Source organism: Actinomycetes bacterium (assembly GCA_035489715.1).
Taxonomy (GTDB): Bacteria; Actinomycetota; Actinomycetes; order JACCUZ01; family JACCUZ01; genus DATHAP01.
This window is the reverse complement of record DATHAP010000191.1, coordinates 17,937-35,570: the sequence shown is the minus strand read 5'-3', so window position 1 is coordinate 35,570 and position 17,634 is coordinate 17,937. Positions and strand designations below refer to the sequence as shown.

The following is a 17,634-nucleotide window of genomic DNA, read 5'->3' as shown; positions in this document are numbered from 1 at the left end:
CAGGAAGCCGACCAGCGCCTGCACCTCCGGCAGCTCGGGCACCTGTCAAGTCTGCCGCACGGGATGTCACCCGATCGGCAGAGTCCAGCACTTCCCCTGCGGGGCCGACGACTTAAGGGCACGCAGAACCGCCCCGGGACGGGCCCAGCCCGCCCCCACAGAACCGAGGACGCCGGACCGTGGACAACTCCCTCCCCCGCGTGGCCACCCCTGACGAGTCGGCCGCACCGTCGGGTCGCAACCGCTTCGCCGCTGCCATCGTCTCCGTGGCGCTCGTCCTGACCGCGTTCGTCGGGCTGGCCGCGCTCACCGCAGGGTCGGCCAATGCCACCAGCGTGGAGGACGTCTTCACCACGAAGATGAACGCCGCTCGTGCCGCGAAGGGGATCCCCAAGCTGGCCACCCGCAGCCACCTGGTGTCCGTCGCCCGGCAGTGGGCGGCCACCATGGCCAGCCAGAACAAGCTCTACCACAACCCCCAGCTGACCTCGGACGTCAACAACTGGCGCTACGTCGGCGAGAACGTCGGCTACGGCCCCGACGCGCTCACCGTGCACGTCGCCTTCATGAACTCCCCGGCGCACCGCGCCAACGTCCTCGACCGCGACTACACCGAGGTGGGCGTCGGCGCCGTCGTCCGCGACGGCCGGGTCTGGGTCGCCGAGGTCTTCCGCCGCCCGATGCGGGTCACGACCAGCTCGGTCAGCGTGGGCTTCTCCGGCAAGCTGACCTACGGCAGCACCGGTTCCTCGGTGAAGAAGGTGCAGGCCCGTCTGGGCGTGACCGCCACCGGCTACTACGGCAGCTACACCAGGTCCGCCGTCTCCCGCTTCCAGCGGTCGCTGGGCTGGCAGGGTCGCGGCAACGTCGGCCGGCACACCTGGGCACGGCTGTTCTGACTTCTCGCCGGGAGGCGAGGCGCTGGCGACGGCGCCGGTCGAGGGAGGAGGGGCCCGCGACCGGCGCCGTTCCATGGGCACGACCGGGGCGTCCCGCTGCGGCGCCACCGGTTCGGGGGCTTCCACCCCGCAGGCCGAGGCAGCAGACTGAACCCGTGACCGAGCCGGCCGGCACGCCCGCGGACGACCTCCTCGCGCTGCCCGCGAGCGGCGAGATCCTCGCGGACGCCCGAGGTGGCGGCCGCTGGATGCGGGTGACCTGGCACGACGAGGCGGACGTGGTGGTGCTGAGCCTCTGGCACGAGACCAGCTGCGTGTCCACCTTCCGGCTGCGCCGAGCCGAGGTGCCGCTGCTCGTCCACGCTCTGGTCGGCGGCCTGGCGGCTGCCCCCGCTAGCCCTCCTCGGCCCTGACGACCCGGCCGAGGGCCTCCGCCAGCGTCCGCAGCTCGGGCGCGCCCAGGTGGCCGAGGAAGTGCTCCTGGACGCCTGAGAGGTAGACCGGCGCGACCGCGCGCAGCCGGCTGCGCCCCTCGGGCGTCACGGTGGCGAACGACGACCGGCCGTCCTCCGGGTTGGGCTCGCGGCGCACCAGACCGGCCCGCTCCAGCTCGGTGACCACGCGTGAGACCCGCTCGCGGCTGAGCACCGCCCGGCTGCCCAGCTCGGTCATGCGCAGCCGTCGCTCCGGCGCTGCGTTCAGCACGAGCAGGACGTCGTACCACGGGAGCGGCAGGCCCGCCTCGGTCAGCCGGCGCTCCAGCTTCGGCACCACGGCGGCGTGCGCCCGCAGCAGCGCCGCCCAGGCGGCGATCCCCTCCGGCTCGTGAGGCACCACCGGCACCGTACCAAACAGCGTGCGTCGGCACGCACCTTGACGCGACTCCAGCGCGTCGGCTATTATGTGCGTGCGCACGCATTTTCCATTGCCCGGAACCGAGGAGCACCCGATGACCACTCTGCTGCACATCGCCGGATCCCCCCGCGGCGCCGCGTCGGAGTCCCGCGCGCTCGCCGACCTCTTCCTGCGGACGTACGCCGACGAGCACCCCGACGTCACCATCGCGGAGTGGGACATCTGGGACGGCTCGGTGCCCGAGTTCGGCGCCGCGGCGGCCGAGGGCAAGATGAACACGTTCGCCGGCATCGACCTCGAGGGCCCGTCCGTGGGCGCCTGGCGCGAGGTCACCGCCGCCTTCGAGCGCTTCGCCGCGGCCGACCAGTACCTGTTCAGCGTCCCGATGTGGAACGCGTCGGTGCCCTACAAGCTCAAGCAGCTGATCGACGTCGTCAGCCAGCCCGGCATGGTCTTCTCGTTCGACCCGGTCGAGGGCTACACCGGCCTGCTCCCTGGCCGCAGGGCCGCCGTCCTCTACACCGCGGCCATCTACGGTCCCGGCCGTGGCCCGGCCTTCGGGTCGGACTTCCAGGCGCCGTTCCTGCGCGACTGGCTCGAGTGGGTAGGCGTCCGGGACGTGTCCGAGGTGTTCTTCCGGCCCAACATCGCCACCGCGGACGCCGACGCCATGCGTGAAGTGGCCCGGCAGGAGACCCGCCAGCTGGCCAAGGCCTTCTGAGACGAGAACCGCACGAGGTCACGAGGGCACGAGGTCACGCGACCCCGGCCGCCAGCCTGCCTGTGGTGCGCGAGGGGGGAGTTGAACCCCCACACCCTTTCGGGCACACGGACCTGAACCGTGCGCGTCTGCCTATTCCGCCACTCGCGCGAGCCCGAAGAGCCTAGCACCGGCCCCGCCGTGCTCGCTGCGATGCGTACCGGCGCAGACTGAGGGGAACGAGGGGGCACGACCGGCCCGGCTACCATCGCGTGGCCGGGCGCCGCGGCGTCCGCGGCGTCCGCGCCGGCCTCGGAGCCCGCCGCCGGCTGGCGGCGCCCCACTGACCGGTGACTCGCCGGTGCGAGACGGATGGAGGTGACCGGCCCCGATGGGCGTGCTGCAACGGTTCGAGCGACGCGTCGAGGAGCTGGTGAACCGGCCCTTCGCGCGCGCCTTCAAGGCCGAGGTGCAGCCGGTCGAGATCGCCAGCGCCCTCCAGCGTGAGCTGGACGACCGGGCCGCCATCGTCGCCCGTGGCCGCACCATGGTCCCCAACGTGTTCACCGTCGGGCTCGGCGAGCACGACCACGCCCGGCTCGAGGTCTACCGCGAGGCGCTCGGCTCCGAGCTGGCCGACATGGTCCGTGAGCACGCCGAGGAGCAGCGCTACGCGTTCATCGGCCCGGTCTCGGTGGAGTTCGAGCTCGACGACGAGCTCGACACCGGTCGGTTCCACGTCCGCAGCGCCGCCGTGGCCGGGGCCACCGGGCGGACGCAGGACACGGTCAGCCACGCCGGTGCGGCCACGCCATGGGTCGAGGTGGGCTCGACGACGTACGCCCTGGCCCGGCCCTCCACCACCATCGGCCGCGGCGCCGAGGCCGACCTGCGCATCGACGACCCCGGCATCTCCCGCACCCATGCCGAGCTGCGCCGCTCAGGCGGAGACGTGACGGTCGTGGACCTCGGGTCGACGAACGGGGTGGTCGTCGACGGCGAGCGGGTCAGCGAGGCCCGGCTGCGCGAGGGCACCCGGATCGTTCTCGGCTCCACGACCGTGGTCTTCCACGAGCAGCCCGCTCGGGGTCGCTCGTGAGCGAGATGTCCGAGCTGACGCTGACGATCATCCGGCTCGGCTTCCTCGCCGTGCTGTGGATGTTCGTCCTCACGGCGGTGAGCGTCATGCGGTCCGACCTGTTCGGCCGCCGCACCGCGACCCGGCCGGCGGCCCGGAGGGCCGCGCCGGCCCCCGCCCCTGACCGCCGCGAGAAGCAGCCGAAGCCCTCGAAGGGACGGCGCGGGCAGCCCAGCTCCCTCGTCGTCACCCAGGGCGCCCTGTCCGGCACCACCGTGCGCCTCGGGGACCAGCCGGTCACGCTCGGCCGCTCGCACGAGTCGACGATCGTCCTGGACGACGACTACGTGTCCGGGCGGCACGCCCGCTTCTACCCCCGCGACGGCCAGTGGGTCGTCGAGGACATGGGCTCGACGAACGGCACCTACATCGACCGGACCAAGGTGACCACGCCCACGCCTGTGAAGATCGGCGTGCCGGTCCGCATCGGCAAGACCGTCGTCGAGCTGAGGAAGTAGCCGCGGATGGCGCTCGCACTCCGCTACGCCGCTCGGTCGGACACCGGCCTGATCAGGGCGATCAACGAGGACTCCGGCTATGCCGGGCCCCGGCTGCTCGTCATCGCCGACGGCGTCGGTGGCCACGCGGCGGGCGAGGTGGCCAGCTCGGTCGCCGTCGCGTCGATGGCCGCCCTCGACGAGGACTCGCCCGGCGGTGACCTGCTCGAGCGCCTCTCGGGCGCGGTCACCAACGCCAACCGCCACCTCCGCGACATGGTGCACGGCGACCCCGACCTCAAGGGCATGGGCACGACCCTCACGGCCCTCCTGCGCGCCGGGTCGCGACTCGGCCTGGTGCACGTCGGCGACTCGCGGGCCTACCTGCTACGCGGTGAGACGCTGCAGCAGCTGACGCACGACCACACGTTCGTGCAGACGCTCGTGGACGAGGGCCGGATCACGGCCGAGGAGGCGGACCACCACCCGCAGCGCAACCTCATCACCAACTCGCTCGACGGGCGTGAGGACATCGAGCTCGACCTGTCGGTCCGCGAGACCAAGGCGGGCGACCGCTACCTGCTGTGCAGCGACGGCCTGTCCGGCGTCGTCAGCGAGGACACCCTGCGGGACACGATGCTCGACGAGGCCGACACCGACGTGGTCGTCGAGCGGCTGGTCGACCTCGCCCTCAAGGGCGGCGGCCCCGACAACATCACGGCGATCGTGGCCGACGTGGTCGAGGTCGAGACCAAGCCACCGTCCGCGGTCCCGGTCACCGTGGGCGCGGCTGCCGAGGGAGTCGCGCAGCGCGGCCCCGGCGACACCCCCGCCGGCAAGGCAGCCGCGCTCAGGCCGCCGCCGGAGGGCGGGCCGGGCGACGAGGACACCGGGCCGGAGCCGCGACGACGGCGCACCGGTCGGCTGCTCCTCGCCCTGCTGGTGCTGCTCCTCCTCGCCGGCGTCGGCGGCTACGGCGCCTACCGCTGGTCGCAGACGCAGTACTACGTCGGTGCCGAGGGCAGCAGCGTCGCGATCTTCCGCGGCCTCACCCAGGACGTCGGCCCGATCGCCACCTCCGAGCTGTACAGCGACGAGGACATCGCGCTGGGCGACCTGCCGCCCTACCAGCAGCAGCGGGTCCTGGCCGACATCCCCACCTCGGGGCTCACCGACGCCCGCCGCATCGTCGCCACGCTGCGCGAGCAGGCGGAGCTCTGCCGCGAGCAGGCCGCCGCGGCGGCCTCGCCCAGCCCGTCCGCCAGCCCGAGCGCCACCGCGACCGCCGGCGCTGACGGGGCGAGCCCGAGCGCCAGCCCGGAACCCAGCGCCAGCCCGACACCCAGCCCGACCGGCAGCACGGACGGCGGCGCCTCGGCCGCCGACTGCGGGGAGGGCTCGTGAGCCCCGAGCGCGCCGCCGGCCGGCCCACCGGCCGGGGCACCGAGCTCGTCCTGCTGGTGTTCTCGCTGGCGCTCTCGATGGCCGCCTACGCCTCGGTGGGGCTCGCGCACGACGGCCAGCTGCCGGCAGGGATGCTCGGCTACGGCGCGGGGCTGGCGCTGCTGTTCGGCGCGGCGCACATCGTGCTGCGCCGCTTCGCGCCGTACGCCGACCCGGTGCTCCTCCCGGCCGTCACGGCCATCAACGGGCTGGGGCTGGCGGTCATCCACCGCCTGGACCTCGCCTACGCCGACCGGGCGGAGTCCCTCGGCACCGACGTCCCCTCCGCCGCGGCACCCGCCCAGCTGACCTGGACCGCGGTAGGTGTCGCGCTCTTCGTGGCCGTCCTGCTGCTCGTGCGCGACCACCGGGTGCTCCAGCGGTTCACCTACACCGCGATGGTCATCGGTCTCGGGCTGCTGCTCCTGCCGCTGCTGCCGCTGATCGGCACCACGATCAACGGCGCCCGGATCTGGATCCGGCTGCTGGGCTTCTCGTTCCAGCCCGGCGAGCTCGCCAAGATCGTGCTGCTGGTGTTCTTCGCCGGCTACCTGGTCGTCAAGCGCGACGTCCTGGCGCTGGCGGGGCGCCGGGTGGCCGGCATCGACCTGCCCCGGGCCCGCGACCTCGGGCCGGTCCTGGTGGCGTGGGCGGCCAGCCTCGGCGTGCTGGTCTTCGAGCGTGACCTGGGCACGTCGCTGCTCTTCTTCGGGGTGTTCATCGCCATGCTGTACGTCGCCACCGAGCGGCTGTCCTGGCTGCTCATCGGCGTCGCACTCTTCCTCAGCGGGTCCTTCCTCGCCTGGACGCTGTTCGGTCACGTCCGGGAGCGCGTCGACATCTGGCTCAACGCGTTCGCGCCGCGCAACGTCAACGACGACAGCTACCAGCTGGTGCAGGGGCTGTTCGGCATGGGGACCGGCGGCCTGCTCGGCAAGGGACTCGGCCAGGGCCGGCCGGAGATCGTGCCCTACGCGCAGACGGACTTCATCGTCGCCGCCATCGGGGAGGAGCTCGGGCTGGCCGGGCTGATGGCGGTGCTCGTCCTCTACGCGATCGTCGTGCAGCGCGGCCTGCGCACCTCGATCGCGGTCCGGGACTCGTTCGGCAAGCTGCTCGCAGCCGGCCTCGCCTTCTCGATCGCGCTGCAGGTGTTCGTCGTCGTCGGTGGTGTGACCCGGCTGATCCCGCTGACCGGCCTGACGATGCCGTTCCTGTCCTACGGCGGCTCGTCCCTCGTCGCCAACTGGGCGATCGTCGCGCTGCTCCTGCGGATCAGCGACGCCGCGCGGCGTCCGGCGCCGCCGCCCGCGGTCTCCCTGCAGGACGCGAAGACCCAGGTAGTGCGGGTGAGCCCGCGATGAACGCACCGCTGCGCCGGCTGTCCGTCGCCGTCATGCTGCTGTTCGGGCTGCTGCTGCTCAACGTCAACTACCTGCAGGTGGTCCGCGCCGAGGACCTGCACAACGACAGCAACAACCCGCGGCTGATCGCCGAGGAGTACTCCCGGGAGCGCGGCCCGATCCTGGTCGCGGGCAAGCCGGTCGCCTTCAGCGAGGAGACCGACGACCGGCTCAAGTACCTCCGGCGGTACTCCGACGGCGAGCTCTATGCACCGGCGACCGGCTTCTACTCGCTGGTCTACGGGTCCAGCGGCATCGAGCGGGAGGCCAACTCGATCCTGGCCGGCACCGACGACGCGCTGTTCGTCCGACGGGTCATCGACCTGCTGACGGGGGCGTCGCCCAAGGGCGGCAGCGTCGCCCTCACCCTGGACCCGCAGGCCCAGAGGGCAGCGTTCGACGGCCTGGCCGGCCGCCGGGGGGCCGTCGTCGCGATCGACCCCACGACCGGGGCGATCCTCGCGCTGGCGACCAGCCCGTCGTACGACCCGAACCTCCTCGCGTCGCACTCGCCCGCCGAGGTGCGCCTCAACTACGAGCGGCTGGACCGCAAGGCGTCGCGACCGATGCTCGACCGCGCGCTGCGCCAGACCTACCCGCCGGGCTCGACGTTCAAGATCGTGACCTCGGCCGCCGCACTCGAGAGCGGGCGCTACAACCCGGACTCGCCGGTCTACGGCGGCGCCGCGCTCGACCTGCCGCAGACCGACGCGCCGCTGCCGAACTTCGACGGCCTGCCCTGCTTCGGCGGCGACCCCACGCTGACCGAGGCGCTGATGCGGTCCTGCAACGCGGCCTTCGGCAAGATCGGACTCGAGCTCGGCGACGACGCGCTCCGCGCGCAGGCCGAGAAGTTCGGGTTCAACCAGGCGTTCGAGGTGCCGATGCGCAGCGTCGCGAGCTACTTCCCGGAGGACCCCGACCTGCCGCAGACCGCGCAGTCCGCCATCGGCCAGTTCGACGTGCGGGCCACCCCGCTGCAGATGGCGATGGTGGCGGCCGCGGTGGCCAACCGCGGGGTGCTCATGGCGCCGTACCTCGTGCAGGAGGTGCAGGCCCCGGACCTGTCGGTCATCGACAGCGCGCGCCCCCGCGAGGTGGACACGGCGATCAGCCCGCAGACCGCGGCCGAGCTGGCCGAGATGATGACCCAGGTCGTCGACGCAGGCACCGGCACCAACGCGCAGATCCCGGGCGTCAAGGTGGCCGGCAAGACCGGCACCGCGCAGCAGGGGGAGGGCCGCAAGCCGCACGCCTGGTTCGTGTCGTTCGCGCCGTCCGACACCGAGGCTCAGGTGGCCGTCGCGGTGGTGCTCGAGGACGGCGGCGGCGCCGCGGAGGTGAGCGGCAACCAGCTCGCCGCGCCGATCGCCCGGGCCGTCATGGAGGCGGTGCTGCAGCGGTGACCCTCGCGGCGGACCACGTCCTGGGCGGCCGCTACCGGCTCGTCGACCGGATCGCCGGCGGCGGCATGGGGGAGGTGTGGCGCGGCCGGGACGACGTGCTCGGCCGCGAGGTGGCGGTCAAGGTCCTCCGCCGCGCCTACGCAGACGACCCGGTGTTCCTGGCGCGGTTCCAGGCCGAGGCCCGGCACACGGCCAACCTCTCGCACCCCAACATCGCCGCCGTCTACGACTTCGGCGAGGGCGACGCCGGGCAGCCGGGCGAGCCGGGCAGTCCCTTCTTGGTGATGGAGCACGTGCCGGGCGAGCCGCTGTCCTCGCTGATCAGCCGGGAGGGCCGGCTCGACCCGGGCCGCACCATGCACCTCGTCGGGCAGGCCGCGCTCGGGCTGCAGGCAGCGCACGACGCCGGCGTGATCCACCGCGACGTCAAGCCGGGCAACATCCTGGTCATGCCCGGCGGCGAGGTGAAGATCACCGACTTCGGTATCGCGCGGGCGGCCAACTCGGTCCCGCTGACCCAGACCGGCGCGATCATGGGGACCGCCTACTACATCTCGCCCGAGCAGGCGAGCGGTCATTCGGTCACCCCCGCCAGCGACGTCTACTCCCTCGGCATCGTGGCCTACGAGTGCCTCACCGGGCGGCGCCCGTTCGCCGGCGACACCCCGGTCAGCGTGGCGCTGGCCCAGGTGAGCAAGGAGCCGCCGGCCCTGCCGGACACGGTCCCGGCACCGGTCCGCGACCTGGTGATGCGGATGCTGGCCAAGGACCCGCAGCACCGGCCGGCACCGGCCGGCCGGCTGGGCACGGAGGCGCTGGCGCTGCGCGCGATGAGTACCGGACCGGCCGCAGCGGACCCCGCGGAGGACCTGACCGGCGTGACCCGGGTGCTCACGCCGGAGCACGTGGCGACCGGCTCGGACACGCCGCCGGCGGGGACCGCCCGGGGTGGCCCGGGCGCTCCTGGCGGCGGCCAGCGCGACCCCGACACCGACCCGGGCTTCCGCCTGCCCGACCCGTCCGGTCGGCCGCGCTGGCTGGTGCCGGCCCTGGTGCTCGCGGCCGCGGCCGTCGCGGTGCTCCTGCTGGTCCGGTCGTGCGGCAGCGACCCCGACGGGGCGGTCTCGGCAGCCGACCGGCCGACGTCCGCCGAGGCCACCGCGCCCACCACGGTCGATGTGGCGGAGCAGGACTACCTGGGACGCTCGGTCGCCGACGTGCGCACCGAGCTCGAAGGACTCGGTCTCACCGTCGACGTCCAACGCACGGCTGGAGGCGGTCCGGTCGGTACGGTGCAGGGGGTCGCACCCACCGGGACGGTGGAGGCCGGGAGCCTGGTCACGCTCGACGTGGTGGCCGCCACGCCCGACCAGGGACCCGGTGCCGACGACGACAACGGCGACGGCACCAAGGGGAAGGGCAAGGGCGGGGACAACGGCGGGGACAAGGGCAAGGGCAACGACAAGAGGAAGGGCGACGCGTGAGCACCGCAGTGCCGGCGCAGCTGGGCGGTCGATACGAGATCGGGGAGCTGCTGGGACGCGGAGGCATGGCCGAGGTCCACCTGGGCCGTGACAGCCGGCTGGGCCGCACCGTCGCCGTCAAGATGCTGCGCCCCGACCTGGCCCGCGACCCGTCGTTCCAGGCCCGGTTCCGCCGCGAGGCCCACTCCGCGGCCTCCCTCAACCACCCCGCGATCGTCGCCGTCTACGACACCGGCGAGGACGAGTTCGCCGGCAACCCGGTGCCCTACATCGTCATGGAGTACGTCGAGGGGTCGACGCTGCGCGAGCTGCTGTCCTCCGGCAACCGGCTGGTCCCCGAGCGAGCGATGGAGATCACCGACGCGGTCCTGGCCGCGCTGGCCTACAGCCACCAGCAGGGCATCGTGCACCGTGACATCAAGCCGGCCAACGTCATGCTCACCCGCTCCGGCGACGTGAAGGTCATGGACTTCGGCATCGCCCGCGCCGTGGCCGACAGCGGCGCCACGATGACCCAGACCTCCGCGGTGATCGGCACGGCGCAGTACCTCTCCCCGGAGCAGGCGCGCGGCGAGCAGGTCGACGCACGCAGCGACATCTACTCCACCGGCTGCCTGCTCTACGAGCTGCTGACCGGGCGCCCGCCGTTCGTCGGCGACTCCCCGGTCTCCGTCGCCTACCAGCACGTGCGCGAGGAGCCGGCGCCGCCGTCGAGCGTGGATCCGGACCTGCCGCGCAACGCCGACGCGATCGTCCTCAAGGCCCTCACCAAGGACCGGGAGCGCCGCTACCAGACCGCCGACGAGATGCGCCGCGACATCGCGGCCGCCCAGGCCGGCCGGACCGTGGCCGCGCCGGTCGTCCCCGCGGACGCCACCCAGGCGATGGGCCGCACCGACGTCCTGCCGGGCACCGCCACCTACCCGGCGGCGACGCCGCCGGACGACCGCAAGGGCGGCCGGGCGTTCGGCTACGCGCTGCTGGCCCTGGCCGTCATCGCCGTCTTCGTGCTCGCCGCGCTGTTCGGCCGCGAGATCTTCTCCGGGGGCGGCGGGGAGACCGTGCGGGTGCCGGACGTCACCGGGCTGACCGCGCAGCAGGCGCGCAACGAGCTGCAGGCGGTCAACCTCGAGCTGGGCGAGGTCACCGAGGAGGAGGACGAGCAGGTCCCCGAGGGCAACATCATCGACCAGACACCCGAGTCGGCCACCGAGGTCGAGGAGGGCGACACCGTCGACGTGACCGTCTCGGCCGGCGTCGCCGAGACCAGCGTGCCGCAGATCGTCGGGCTCAGCCTCGACGAGGCGTCGCAAGCGCTGCGCGAGGCCGGCCTGAAGGTCGGCGACACCACCCCGGTCCCGTCGAAGGACCCGCAGGGGACGGTGCGGCGGGTGGAGCCGGGTGAGGGCGAGACCGTCCCCGAGGGCAGCACGGTCGACATCCGCTACGCGAGCGGCCAGAACCGGGTGCCTGACGTCACCGGCCTCTCCGGGGACCAGGCGGCGGCCGAGATCGAGGACGCCGGGTTCCAGCCGTCGGAGCGCACCGAGGAGACCGACCAGGCGGCCCCGGGCACCGTGGTCTCCCAGTCGCCCGGAGCCGGCGAGGCCCGCCGGCTCGGGTCCACGGTGACCTACACCGTCGCCGAGGCGCCCCCGACGCCCACCGAGACACCCACACCGACGCCGACGCCGACACCGACGGACACCAGCTCGCCGTCGACCTCGGTGGTGCCCTAGGCGCTGCGGACCACCGGCGCCAGGCCCTCGGCCCGCGCCGCCGCCGCCGGGTCACCGCACGCGACCAGCCAGGACGCGAGCAGCCGGTGGCCGCCCTCGGTCAGGACCGACTCGGGGTGGAACTGCACGCCCTCGAGGGCCAGGTCGCGGTGGCGCAGCGCCATCACGACACCGCCCTCGGTGCGGCCGGTGACCTCGAGCTCGGGCGGGAGCGAGTCCGGTCGGACGGACAGCGAGTGGTAGCGGGTCGCGGTGAAGGGGCTGGGCAGCCCGGCGAGCACGCCCGCCCCCTCGTGCAGCACCGCGCTGGTCTTGCCGTGCAGCAGCTCCGGAGCCTGCTCGACGATGGCGCCGTAGGCAGCCGCGATCGCCTGGTGCCCCAGGCAGACGCCGAGCACCGGGACCGTTCCGGCGCACCCCCGGACGATGTCGATGCAGGCGCCGGCGCGTTCCGGCGTGCCGGGGCCGGGGCTGAGCAGGACACCGTCGTAGCCCAGCGCCTCGTCCGGCCCCACCTCGTCGTTGCGCAGCACCGTGCAGTCGGCACCCAGCTGGGCGAGGTACTGCACGAGGTTGAAGACGAAGCTGTCGTAGTTGTCGACGACGAGGATCCGCAGGCTGCTAGCAGGGGTCGGGGACGTCATGCTCGGGCCCTCACTCATCGACCGTGACCTTGAGGAACGGCAGCGACTGCTCGGCCCAGGGGAAGACCCGGGTGAAGAGCAGCAGCACGACGGCGACGACGATCGCCGCGGCGAGCACGATCCGGAACGGCAGCGAGCCGGGCAGGTGACGCCAGATCCACGCGTACATCAGGCGTCCGCCCGCAGCTCGGCGGGCTGTCCCGCAGCCTTGGACCGGCGGCTGTCCAGGTGCCCCCAGACGATCAGCCGCTCGGTCGACGCCCAGCGCGGGTTGCACGTGGTGAGCGTGATCAGTCGTTCGGTGGGGACGGCGTCCGGCCGGCCCGGGACCGGCTCGATGACCCACGTGTCGGTGGGCTGCACGATCTTGGTGCGGTCGATCACGTAGACGTACCAGTCCTCCTGGGTCTCGACCACGACGGCGTCGCCCTTGCGCACCTCGTCCAGGTAGGCGAACGGCTCCCCGTGGGTGGCCCGGTGGCCGGCGACGGCGAAGTTGCCCACCTCACCCGGGAGCACGGTCTTGGGGTAGTGCCCGACGCCCTTCGCCAGGTCGTCGAGCGACACGCCCTCCACCACCGGCACCGAGTACCTCCTGCCGAGCCGGGGGATGTGCATGAACGCGAAGCCCTCGCCGAAGTCGGTGACCCGCCCCACGGCACCGGTCCGGCCGCTCGCCGCGGGGCGCTGCCAGTCGTCGCGGATCTGGTCGCTGACCCCGTCCTGCGCGCGGTTGGCCTCGAAGTTGGTCCACACCAGCTGGTAGGTGACGAAGAGCAGCAGCACCAGGCCGGCGGTGACGAACAGCTCACCGACGCCGCGCGTCGCGGTGCGGACGGCGCTCACCCCGGTCCTGCGTGCAGGAGGTCGAGCGATCCGTCATAGCCCGGCAGTCGTACGTCGTCCAGCTCCTCGGTCCCGTAGTCGAGGCCGTACGTGTCGGCGTAGTAGAGGTACAGCTGCACTCCCGGAGAGGTGTCCAGGGCCTCGGACAGCCGCTGGGGGTCGCCGATGGCCGTGACGTGGTAGGGCGGAGAGTAGAGCCGGCCTTGGAGGATCAGCGTGGCGCCCACGCACCGGACCGCGCTGGTGCTGACCACCCGCTGGTCCATGATCTGCAGCGCCTCGGCGCCACCCGCCCACAGCGCGTTGACGACCGCCTGGAGGTCCTGCTGGTGGACCACCAGGTCGTCCGGGCTGGTGTCCTCGGGCAGGACCCGGTCACCGGACCGGGGCGCGTCGTCCAGCGTGACCCGCAGGCCTGGCCCGCGGACCGCCCTGGTGCCGGCCACCAGCTCGAGGGCCCGCGAGCGGCGCGCCACGGCGGCGACCCGGCGGTCGGTCGTGCCCGCCTGCTCGGTGGCGACCCGGACCTCCTGGCGCAGCCGGTCCACCCGCTCCGAGGTGTCGTCCGCGCGGCTCTGCTCGGCCCGGATCAGGTCGGCCAGGTCGCTGCGCGACCCGCCGCGCAGGTCGGCACCCTGCGAGACGCCCGCGCTGGTCGCGAACAGGATGCCGGCGGTGGCGAACGCGACGGGAGCAGCGACGCGCCACACGACGGACACGCTCACCTCCCGCCCCGGGCGGGGCCGTCCCGCCGCTACGCTGACCTCCTCGAGGCCCGCGCCCGTACGCTAACCGACGAACGAGCGCCGCCGTTGGTGCCGTCCGGGCGATGGCCGCGCTGGTCGACACAGTCGGCGCCCTGCCGCCGCCGAGCAAGGAAGAGAGAGGTCCGGTGCCCAAGTCCCGCAGCCGCCGCCGCTTCGCGTTCACCCCGCCCAACGAGCGCTCCGACGCGGTACGCATCGGCAGCCCGCGCTGGCTCGCCCCCCTCATGGTCACCTGCTTCGTGGTCGGCCTGCTCTGGGTGGTCGTGTACTACGTCACCCAGACCGACTACCCGATCGGCAGCATCGGCCTGTGGAACATGGCGATCGGCTTCGGTCTCATCGTCGTCGGCTTCATCCTGTCGACCCGCTGGAAGTGAACGGGCGGCCACCGGCACCCGTCCGCCCGGCGAACACGGGCTGACCAGCCGAAACACACCGGTGTAATCCGTCCACACCCGTTGTCCCCAATGTGGACAACCCGCCTAGAGCCGCTCCAGGACCGTGGCGTCGGCCATCCCGCCGCCCTCGCACATCGTCTGCAGCCCCCACCGCCCGCCGGTGGCAGCCAGGTGGTGCAGGAGCGTCGTCATCAGCCGGGCGCCGGAGCCGCCGAGCGGGTGGCCCAGGGCGATGGCTCCTCCGCGCGGGTTGACCCGCGCCGGGTCGGCCCCGGTCTCCGCCAGCCAGGCCCCGACGACCGACCCGAACGCCTCGTTCACCTCGAACACGTCGATCTCGTCCAGGCCGAGCCCGGCCCGCTGCAGCACCCGCGCCGTCGCCGCGATCGGAGCCGTCAGCATGGTGACCGGGTCGACGCCTGCTCGGGACACGGCGTGCACCCGGGCCAGCGGACGCCAGCCGTGCCGGGCCGCCACCTCGCTTGTCGTCACCAGCAGCGCGGCGGCACCGTCGGAGATCTGCGACGAGTTGCCGGCCGTGACCACGCCGTCCTCGCGGAACACCGTGCGCAGCCCGGCCAGGGTCTCGAGGTCGGTGCCGCGGCGGATGCCCTCGTCGACCGCCACACCGGCGACCGGGGCCAGCTCCGGCTCGACCGAGCCGCTGTCGGTGGCCTCGGCCGCCCGGGCGTGGCTGCGTACGGCGATCTGATCGACGTCGGTGCGGGACAGCGCCCAGCGCTCGGCCACGATCTCGGCGCTCACGCCCTGCGGGACCAGCCCGTCGTCGTAGCGGGCGCTCATCCGGGGGCCGAAGGGCAGGCCGGGCCCCTGGGTGATGGTGCACAGCATGGGCACCCGGCTCATCGACTCGACCCCGCCGGCGACCGCGACGTCGTAGTGCCCGGCCACCACGCCCGCGGCCGCCACGTGCACCGCCTGCTGCGAGGACCCGCACTGCCGGTCGACAGTCATCCCGACCACGTCCTCGGGCCATCCCGCTGCGAGGACCGCGTTGCGGGCGACGTTGACGGCCTGTTCACCGGTCTGGGAGACGCAGCCCCACACGACGTCGTCGACGACGGCCGGGTCAAGACCGGTGCGGGCGGCGAGTGCCTCCAGGACGTGCGCGGACAGGTCCACCGGGTGGACGCCGGCCAGCCCGCCGCCGCGACGTCCCACCGGGGTGCGCACCGCGTCGACGACCACCGCGTCCCGAGCCGGTCCCACTCCCTAGCCTCCTTGCAGGTCCGCGGTCCGCCACACGACGATGCCGACCATCACCAGCACGATGAGCGCGATCCCGGCGGCCTGCACCAGGTTGCGCCGCCGGGTCGGCGCGTAGGCGATCGACGCGGCGACGAGGCCGCCCGTGACCAGGCCGCCGAGGTGCGCGCGCCAGTCGATGTTGGGGACCAGGAAGCCGTAGGCCAGGTTGATCGCCAGCAGCATGAGGACCGGCGTGTTGCTGCGGCCGAGCCGCCGGTTGATGACCAGGTAGGCCCCGAGGAGCCCGAAGACAGCGCCCGACGCCCCCAGCGACGGCTGGACCGGGGAGGCGAAGGCGTAGGACAGCGCGCTGCCCCCGAGAGCGGAGACGACGTACAGCACGATGAACCGCAGCCGGCCGAGGGCGGCCTCGAGCTGGGGGCCGAAGAGGTAGAGCGCGTACATGTTCAGCAGCAAGTGCACGATGCCGCCGTGCAGGAAGGCGGAGGTGAGCAGCCGGTAGTACTCGCCGGCCGCAACCCCGATCACCGGGTCGCCGAACGGGGGAGGTGGCACCGCGCCGATGTCGTAGAACCGCCGGGTGAAGTCGTCGGAGACCTGCTGGAGGACGTACGCGACGACGTTGACGGCGATGAGCACCTTGCTCACCCAGCCGGGGTCGTCGGTGACCCGGCCGCCGAAGAGGGTGCGGGCGGTCCGGACCTCCTTGTTGCCCGACTTGACGCACTCCGGGCACTGGAAGCCGACCGACGCCGGGACCATGCAGTCCGGGCAGATCCGCCGCTCGCACCGGACGCAGCGGACGTAGGCCTCGCGGTCCGGGTGGCGGTAGCAGGTGGCGGGCTCGGCCGACGACGTGCCGGGCGCCGAGCCCTCCGGGGGTTGCGCGGTCACCGGGTCAGGCGTCGCGCCGCTCGACCTCGATGGTGTCGATCACGACGTCCTCGACCGGCCGGTCCATCCCGCCGGTGGAGGTGCCGGCGATCGCGTCGACCACCTGCCGGCTGCTGCCGTCGGCCACCTCGCCGAAGATCGTGTGGCGCCGGTTGAGGTGCGGCGTGGGGCCGACCGTGATGAAGAACTGCGAGCCGTTGGTGCCCGGGCCCGCGTTGGCCATCGCGAGCAGGTAGGGCCGGTCGAACTGCAGCTCGGGGTGGAACTCGTCGGCGAAGCGGTAGCCGGGGCCGCCGGTGCCCGTCCCGAGGGGGTCGCCGCCCTGGATCATGAAGCCGGAGATGACCCGGTGGAAGACCGTCCCGTCGTAGAGGCGGTCGCTGCTCTTCTGACCGGTGCGGGGGTCGACCCACTCGCGCTTGCCCTCGGCCAGCTCGGTGAAGTTGGCGACGGTCTTGGGCGCGTGGTTGGGGAAGAGCTTCACCTCGATGTCGCCGTGGTTGGTCTTCAGGGTGGCGTAGAGCTCCTCGGCCACGGTGCCTCTTCTCGTCCTCGGGCGGGGGTGACAGGGCACTGCCAGGCACCACGCCGACGTGTGGGGGAATGGCCATCCTCGCACGGTCGGGCACGGGCGCCACCCGCGGGAGGCCTCCGGTTTCGGCAGGAGGATGCTGGGCAGGACCGCACTACGCCGATCGCATCCGACCGGGAGGTTCTCCGTGTCCCGCACCCTCACCCTGCGCAAGAGCAAGAGCCGCCCCGTCGCCGTCGCGACCAAGGACTGGGCCGCCCCCAAGGTCGAGACCGCGAGGGACTGGGCCGCCCCCAAGGTCGAGAGCGGGGTCGACAAGGTCAAGACCGACGTGCTGCCGGTGGTGGCCGGCGCGGTCACCGCGGCGCTGGCCGCGTCGGAACCGGTGCGCACCGAGGCCGCCTCCCGGGGGAGTGCCGCCCTGGCCGCCCTGAAGGGTGAGGTCGAGGCCCCGAAGCCCAAGAAGCACCGCCTCCGCAAGTTGTTCCTGCTGGCCACCGTCCTGGGTGCGGCCTATGCCGGCTGGAAGGCCTGGGCGTCCCAGCAGCAGAGCGATGACCCGGTCTCGCCGTGGACGTCGGACAGCGGCACGACGTCCATGAGCACCGTCTCGCCGGTGCGGCCGGCGACCGACGACCCGGGCGGTGCCGGCCCGGACGAGGCCCTCGCCGACGCGGTCGACGAGGCGACGGCGGTGGAGGACGGCTCGCCGGCGGCGACCGAGCCGGTGATCGAGCCGGTCACCCCGGGCAACGCCAAGAAGGTATCGGACGCCGCCAGCAAGGGCGCCACCAAGAAGAGCTGACGGCCAGCAACGGT

General features: G+C 73.2%; 20 protein-coding genes and 1 tRNA gene. 12 read left to right on the top strand and 9 right to left on the bottom strand.

Going from position 1 to position 17,634, the window contains the following annotated elements:
- Positions 1-179: 179 nt before the first annotated feature.
- Positions 180-899: a CAP domain-containing protein gene (locus tag VK640_15515; protein ID HTE74584.1), complete on the top strand. Its 720-nt coding sequence runs from the start codon at positions 180-182 to the stop codon at positions 897-899.
- 155 nt (positions 900-1,054) lie between these two features.
- A complete protein-coding gene (locus tag VK640_15510) occupies positions 1,055-1,312 on the top strand; it encodes a hypothetical protein (protein HTE74583.1) in 258 nt (85 codons plus the stop codon).
- Here VK640_15510 and VK640_15505 read toward each other — a convergent pair.
- Positions 1,293-1,733, bottom strand: coding sequence for a MarR family transcriptional regulator (locus tag VK640_15505; GenBank protein ID HTE74582.1), 441 nt, complete (start codon positions 1,731-1,733; stop codon positions 1,293-1,295). The genes VK640_15510 and VK640_15505 overlap by 20 nt on opposite strands.
- 115 nt (positions 1,734-1,848) lie before the next feature.
- On the opposite strand from VK640_15505, the gene VK640_15500 reads away from it, so the two are divergent.
- A complete protein-coding gene (locus VK640_15500; GenBank protein HTE74581.1) occupies positions 1,849-2,475 on the top strand; it encodes an NAD(P)H-dependent oxidoreductase in 627 nt (208 codons plus the stop codon).
- A gap of 63 nt (positions 2,476-2,538) precedes the next feature.
- On the opposite strand, the gene VK640_15495 is transcribed toward VK640_15500, so the two are convergent.
- Positions 2,539-2,625 (bottom strand) — tRNA-Leu (locus VK640_15495).
- Positions 2,626-2,845: 220 nt separating this feature from the next.
- Between VK640_15495 and VK640_15490 the strand changes: the two genes are divergently transcribed.
- The 7 genes from VK640_15490 to pknB are packed head-to-tail and all read left to right on the top strand — an operon-like array spanning position 2,846 to position 11,504.
- Positions 2,846-3,553, top strand: a complete 708-nt coding sequence (locus VK640_15490) for a DUF3662 and FHA domain-containing protein (protein HTE74580.1) — start codon at positions 2,846-2,848, stop codon at positions 3,551-3,553.
- Positions 3,554-3,558: 5 nt separating this feature from the next.
- Positions 3,559-4,050, top strand: coding sequence for an FHA domain-containing protein (locus VK640_15485; GenBank protein HTE74579.1), 492 nt, complete (start codon positions 3,559-3,561; stop codon positions 4,048-4,050).
- Between the two features lie 6 nt (positions 4,051-4,056).
- On the top strand, positions 4,057-5,433 hold the full coding sequence (locus tag VK640_15480) for a PP2C family serine/threonine-protein phosphatase (GenBank protein ID HTE74578.1): 1,377 nt from the start codon (positions 4,057-4,059) through the stop codon (positions 5,431-5,433).
- Positions 5,430-6,836 carry an FtsW/RodA/SpoVE family cell cycle protein gene (locus VK640_15475; GenBank protein HTE74577.1) on the top strand — a complete coding sequence of 469 codons (1,407 nt, stop codon included), beginning with the start codon at positions 5,430-5,432 and terminating at the stop codon, positions 6,834-6,836. The genes VK640_15480 and VK640_15475 overlap by 4 nt, the downstream gene beginning before the upstream one ends.
- Complete coding sequence (locus tag VK640_15470; protein HTE74576.1) at positions 6,833-8,281, top strand: penicillin-binding protein 2; 1,449 nt, start codon at positions 6,833-6,835, stop codon at positions 8,279-8,281. The genes VK640_15475 and VK640_15470 overlap by 4 nt, the downstream gene beginning before the upstream one ends.
- Positions 8,278-9,765 (top strand): protein kinase, encoded by a 1,488-nt coding sequence (locus tag VK640_15465; GenBank protein HTE74575.1) that lies wholly within the window; start codon positions 8,278-8,280, stop codon positions 9,763-9,765. Before VK640_15470 ends, VK640_15465 begins: the two co-directional genes overlap by 4 nt.
- Positions 9,762-11,504, top strand: coding sequence for a Stk1 family PASTA domain-containing Ser/Thr kinase (pknB, locus tag VK640_15460; GenBank protein HTE74574.1), 1,743 nt, complete (start codon positions 9,762-9,764; stop codon positions 11,502-11,504). The genes VK640_15465 and pknB overlap by 4 nt, the downstream gene beginning before the upstream one ends.
- Here pknB and VK640_15455 read toward each other — a convergent pair.
- The 4 genes from VK640_15455 to VK640_15440 are packed head-to-tail and all read right to left on the bottom strand — an operon-like array spanning position 11,501 to position 13,719.
- Positions 11,501-12,148, bottom strand: a complete 648-nt coding sequence (locus VK640_15455; protein ID HTE74573.1) for an aminodeoxychorismate/anthranilate synthase component II — start codon at positions 12,146-12,148, stop codon at positions 11,501-11,503. The two genes, pknB and VK640_15455, sit on opposite strands and share 4 nt — an antisense overlap.
- Positions 12,149-12,158: 10 nt before the next feature.
- The gene (locus VK640_15450) at positions 12,159-12,317 is read right to left on the bottom strand and encodes a hypothetical protein (protein ID HTE74572.1); all 159 of its coding nucleotides are present in this window, start codon (positions 12,315-12,317) and stop codon (positions 12,159-12,161) included.
- Complete coding sequence (locus VK640_15445) at positions 12,317-12,994, bottom strand: class E sortase (protein HTE74571.1); 678 nt, start codon at positions 12,992-12,994, stop codon at positions 12,317-12,319. The genes VK640_15450 and VK640_15445 overlap by 1 nt, the downstream gene beginning before the upstream one ends.
- Positions 12,991-13,719 (bottom strand): DUF881 domain-containing protein, encoded by a 729-nt coding sequence (locus tag VK640_15440; protein HTE74570.1) that lies wholly within the window; start codon positions 13,717-13,719, stop codon positions 12,991-12,993. The genes VK640_15445 and VK640_15440 overlap by 4 nt, the downstream gene beginning before the upstream one ends.
- 104 nt (positions 13,720-13,823) lie before the next feature.
- Between VK640_15440 and crgA the strand changes: the two genes are divergently transcribed.
- Positions 13,824-14,138 carry a cell division protein CrgA gene (gene crgA, locus VK640_15435; GenBank protein HTE74569.1) on the top strand — a complete coding sequence of 105 codons (315 nt, stop codon included), beginning with the start codon at positions 13,824-13,826 and terminating at the stop codon, positions 14,136-14,138.
- A gap of 105 nt (positions 14,139-14,243) precedes the next feature.
- Here the strand turns inward: crgA and VK640_15430 are convergent, their stop codons facing one another.
- Genes VK640_15430 through VK640_15420 form a run of 3 tightly spaced genes read right to left on the bottom strand, consistent with a single transcriptional unit; the run spans position 14,244 to position 16,818 of the window.
- Entirely contained in the window at positions 14,244-15,389 is a 1,146-nt protein-coding gene (locus tag VK640_15430) for an acetyl-CoA C-acyltransferase (protein HTE74568.1), read from the bottom strand.
- Between the two features lie 3 nt (positions 15,390-15,392).
- Positions 15,393-16,283, bottom strand: a complete 891-nt coding sequence (locus VK640_15425; protein HTE74567.1) for a rhomboid family intramembrane serine protease — start codon at positions 16,281-16,283, stop codon at positions 15,393-15,395.
- 4 nt (positions 16,284-16,287) lie between these two features.
- Positions 16,288-16,818, bottom strand: a complete 531-nt coding sequence (locus VK640_15420; GenBank protein HTE74566.1) for a peptidylprolyl isomerase — start codon at positions 16,816-16,818, stop codon at positions 16,288-16,290.
- Between the two features lie 184 nt (positions 16,819-17,002).
- Here VK640_15420 and VK640_15415 point away from each other — a divergent pair, with 184 nt between their 5' ends.
- Complete coding sequence (locus VK640_15415) at positions 17,003-17,620, top strand: DUF5324 family protein (protein HTE74565.1); 618 nt, start codon at positions 17,003-17,005, stop codon at positions 17,618-17,620.
- Positions 17,621-17,634: the final 14 nt, after the last annotated feature.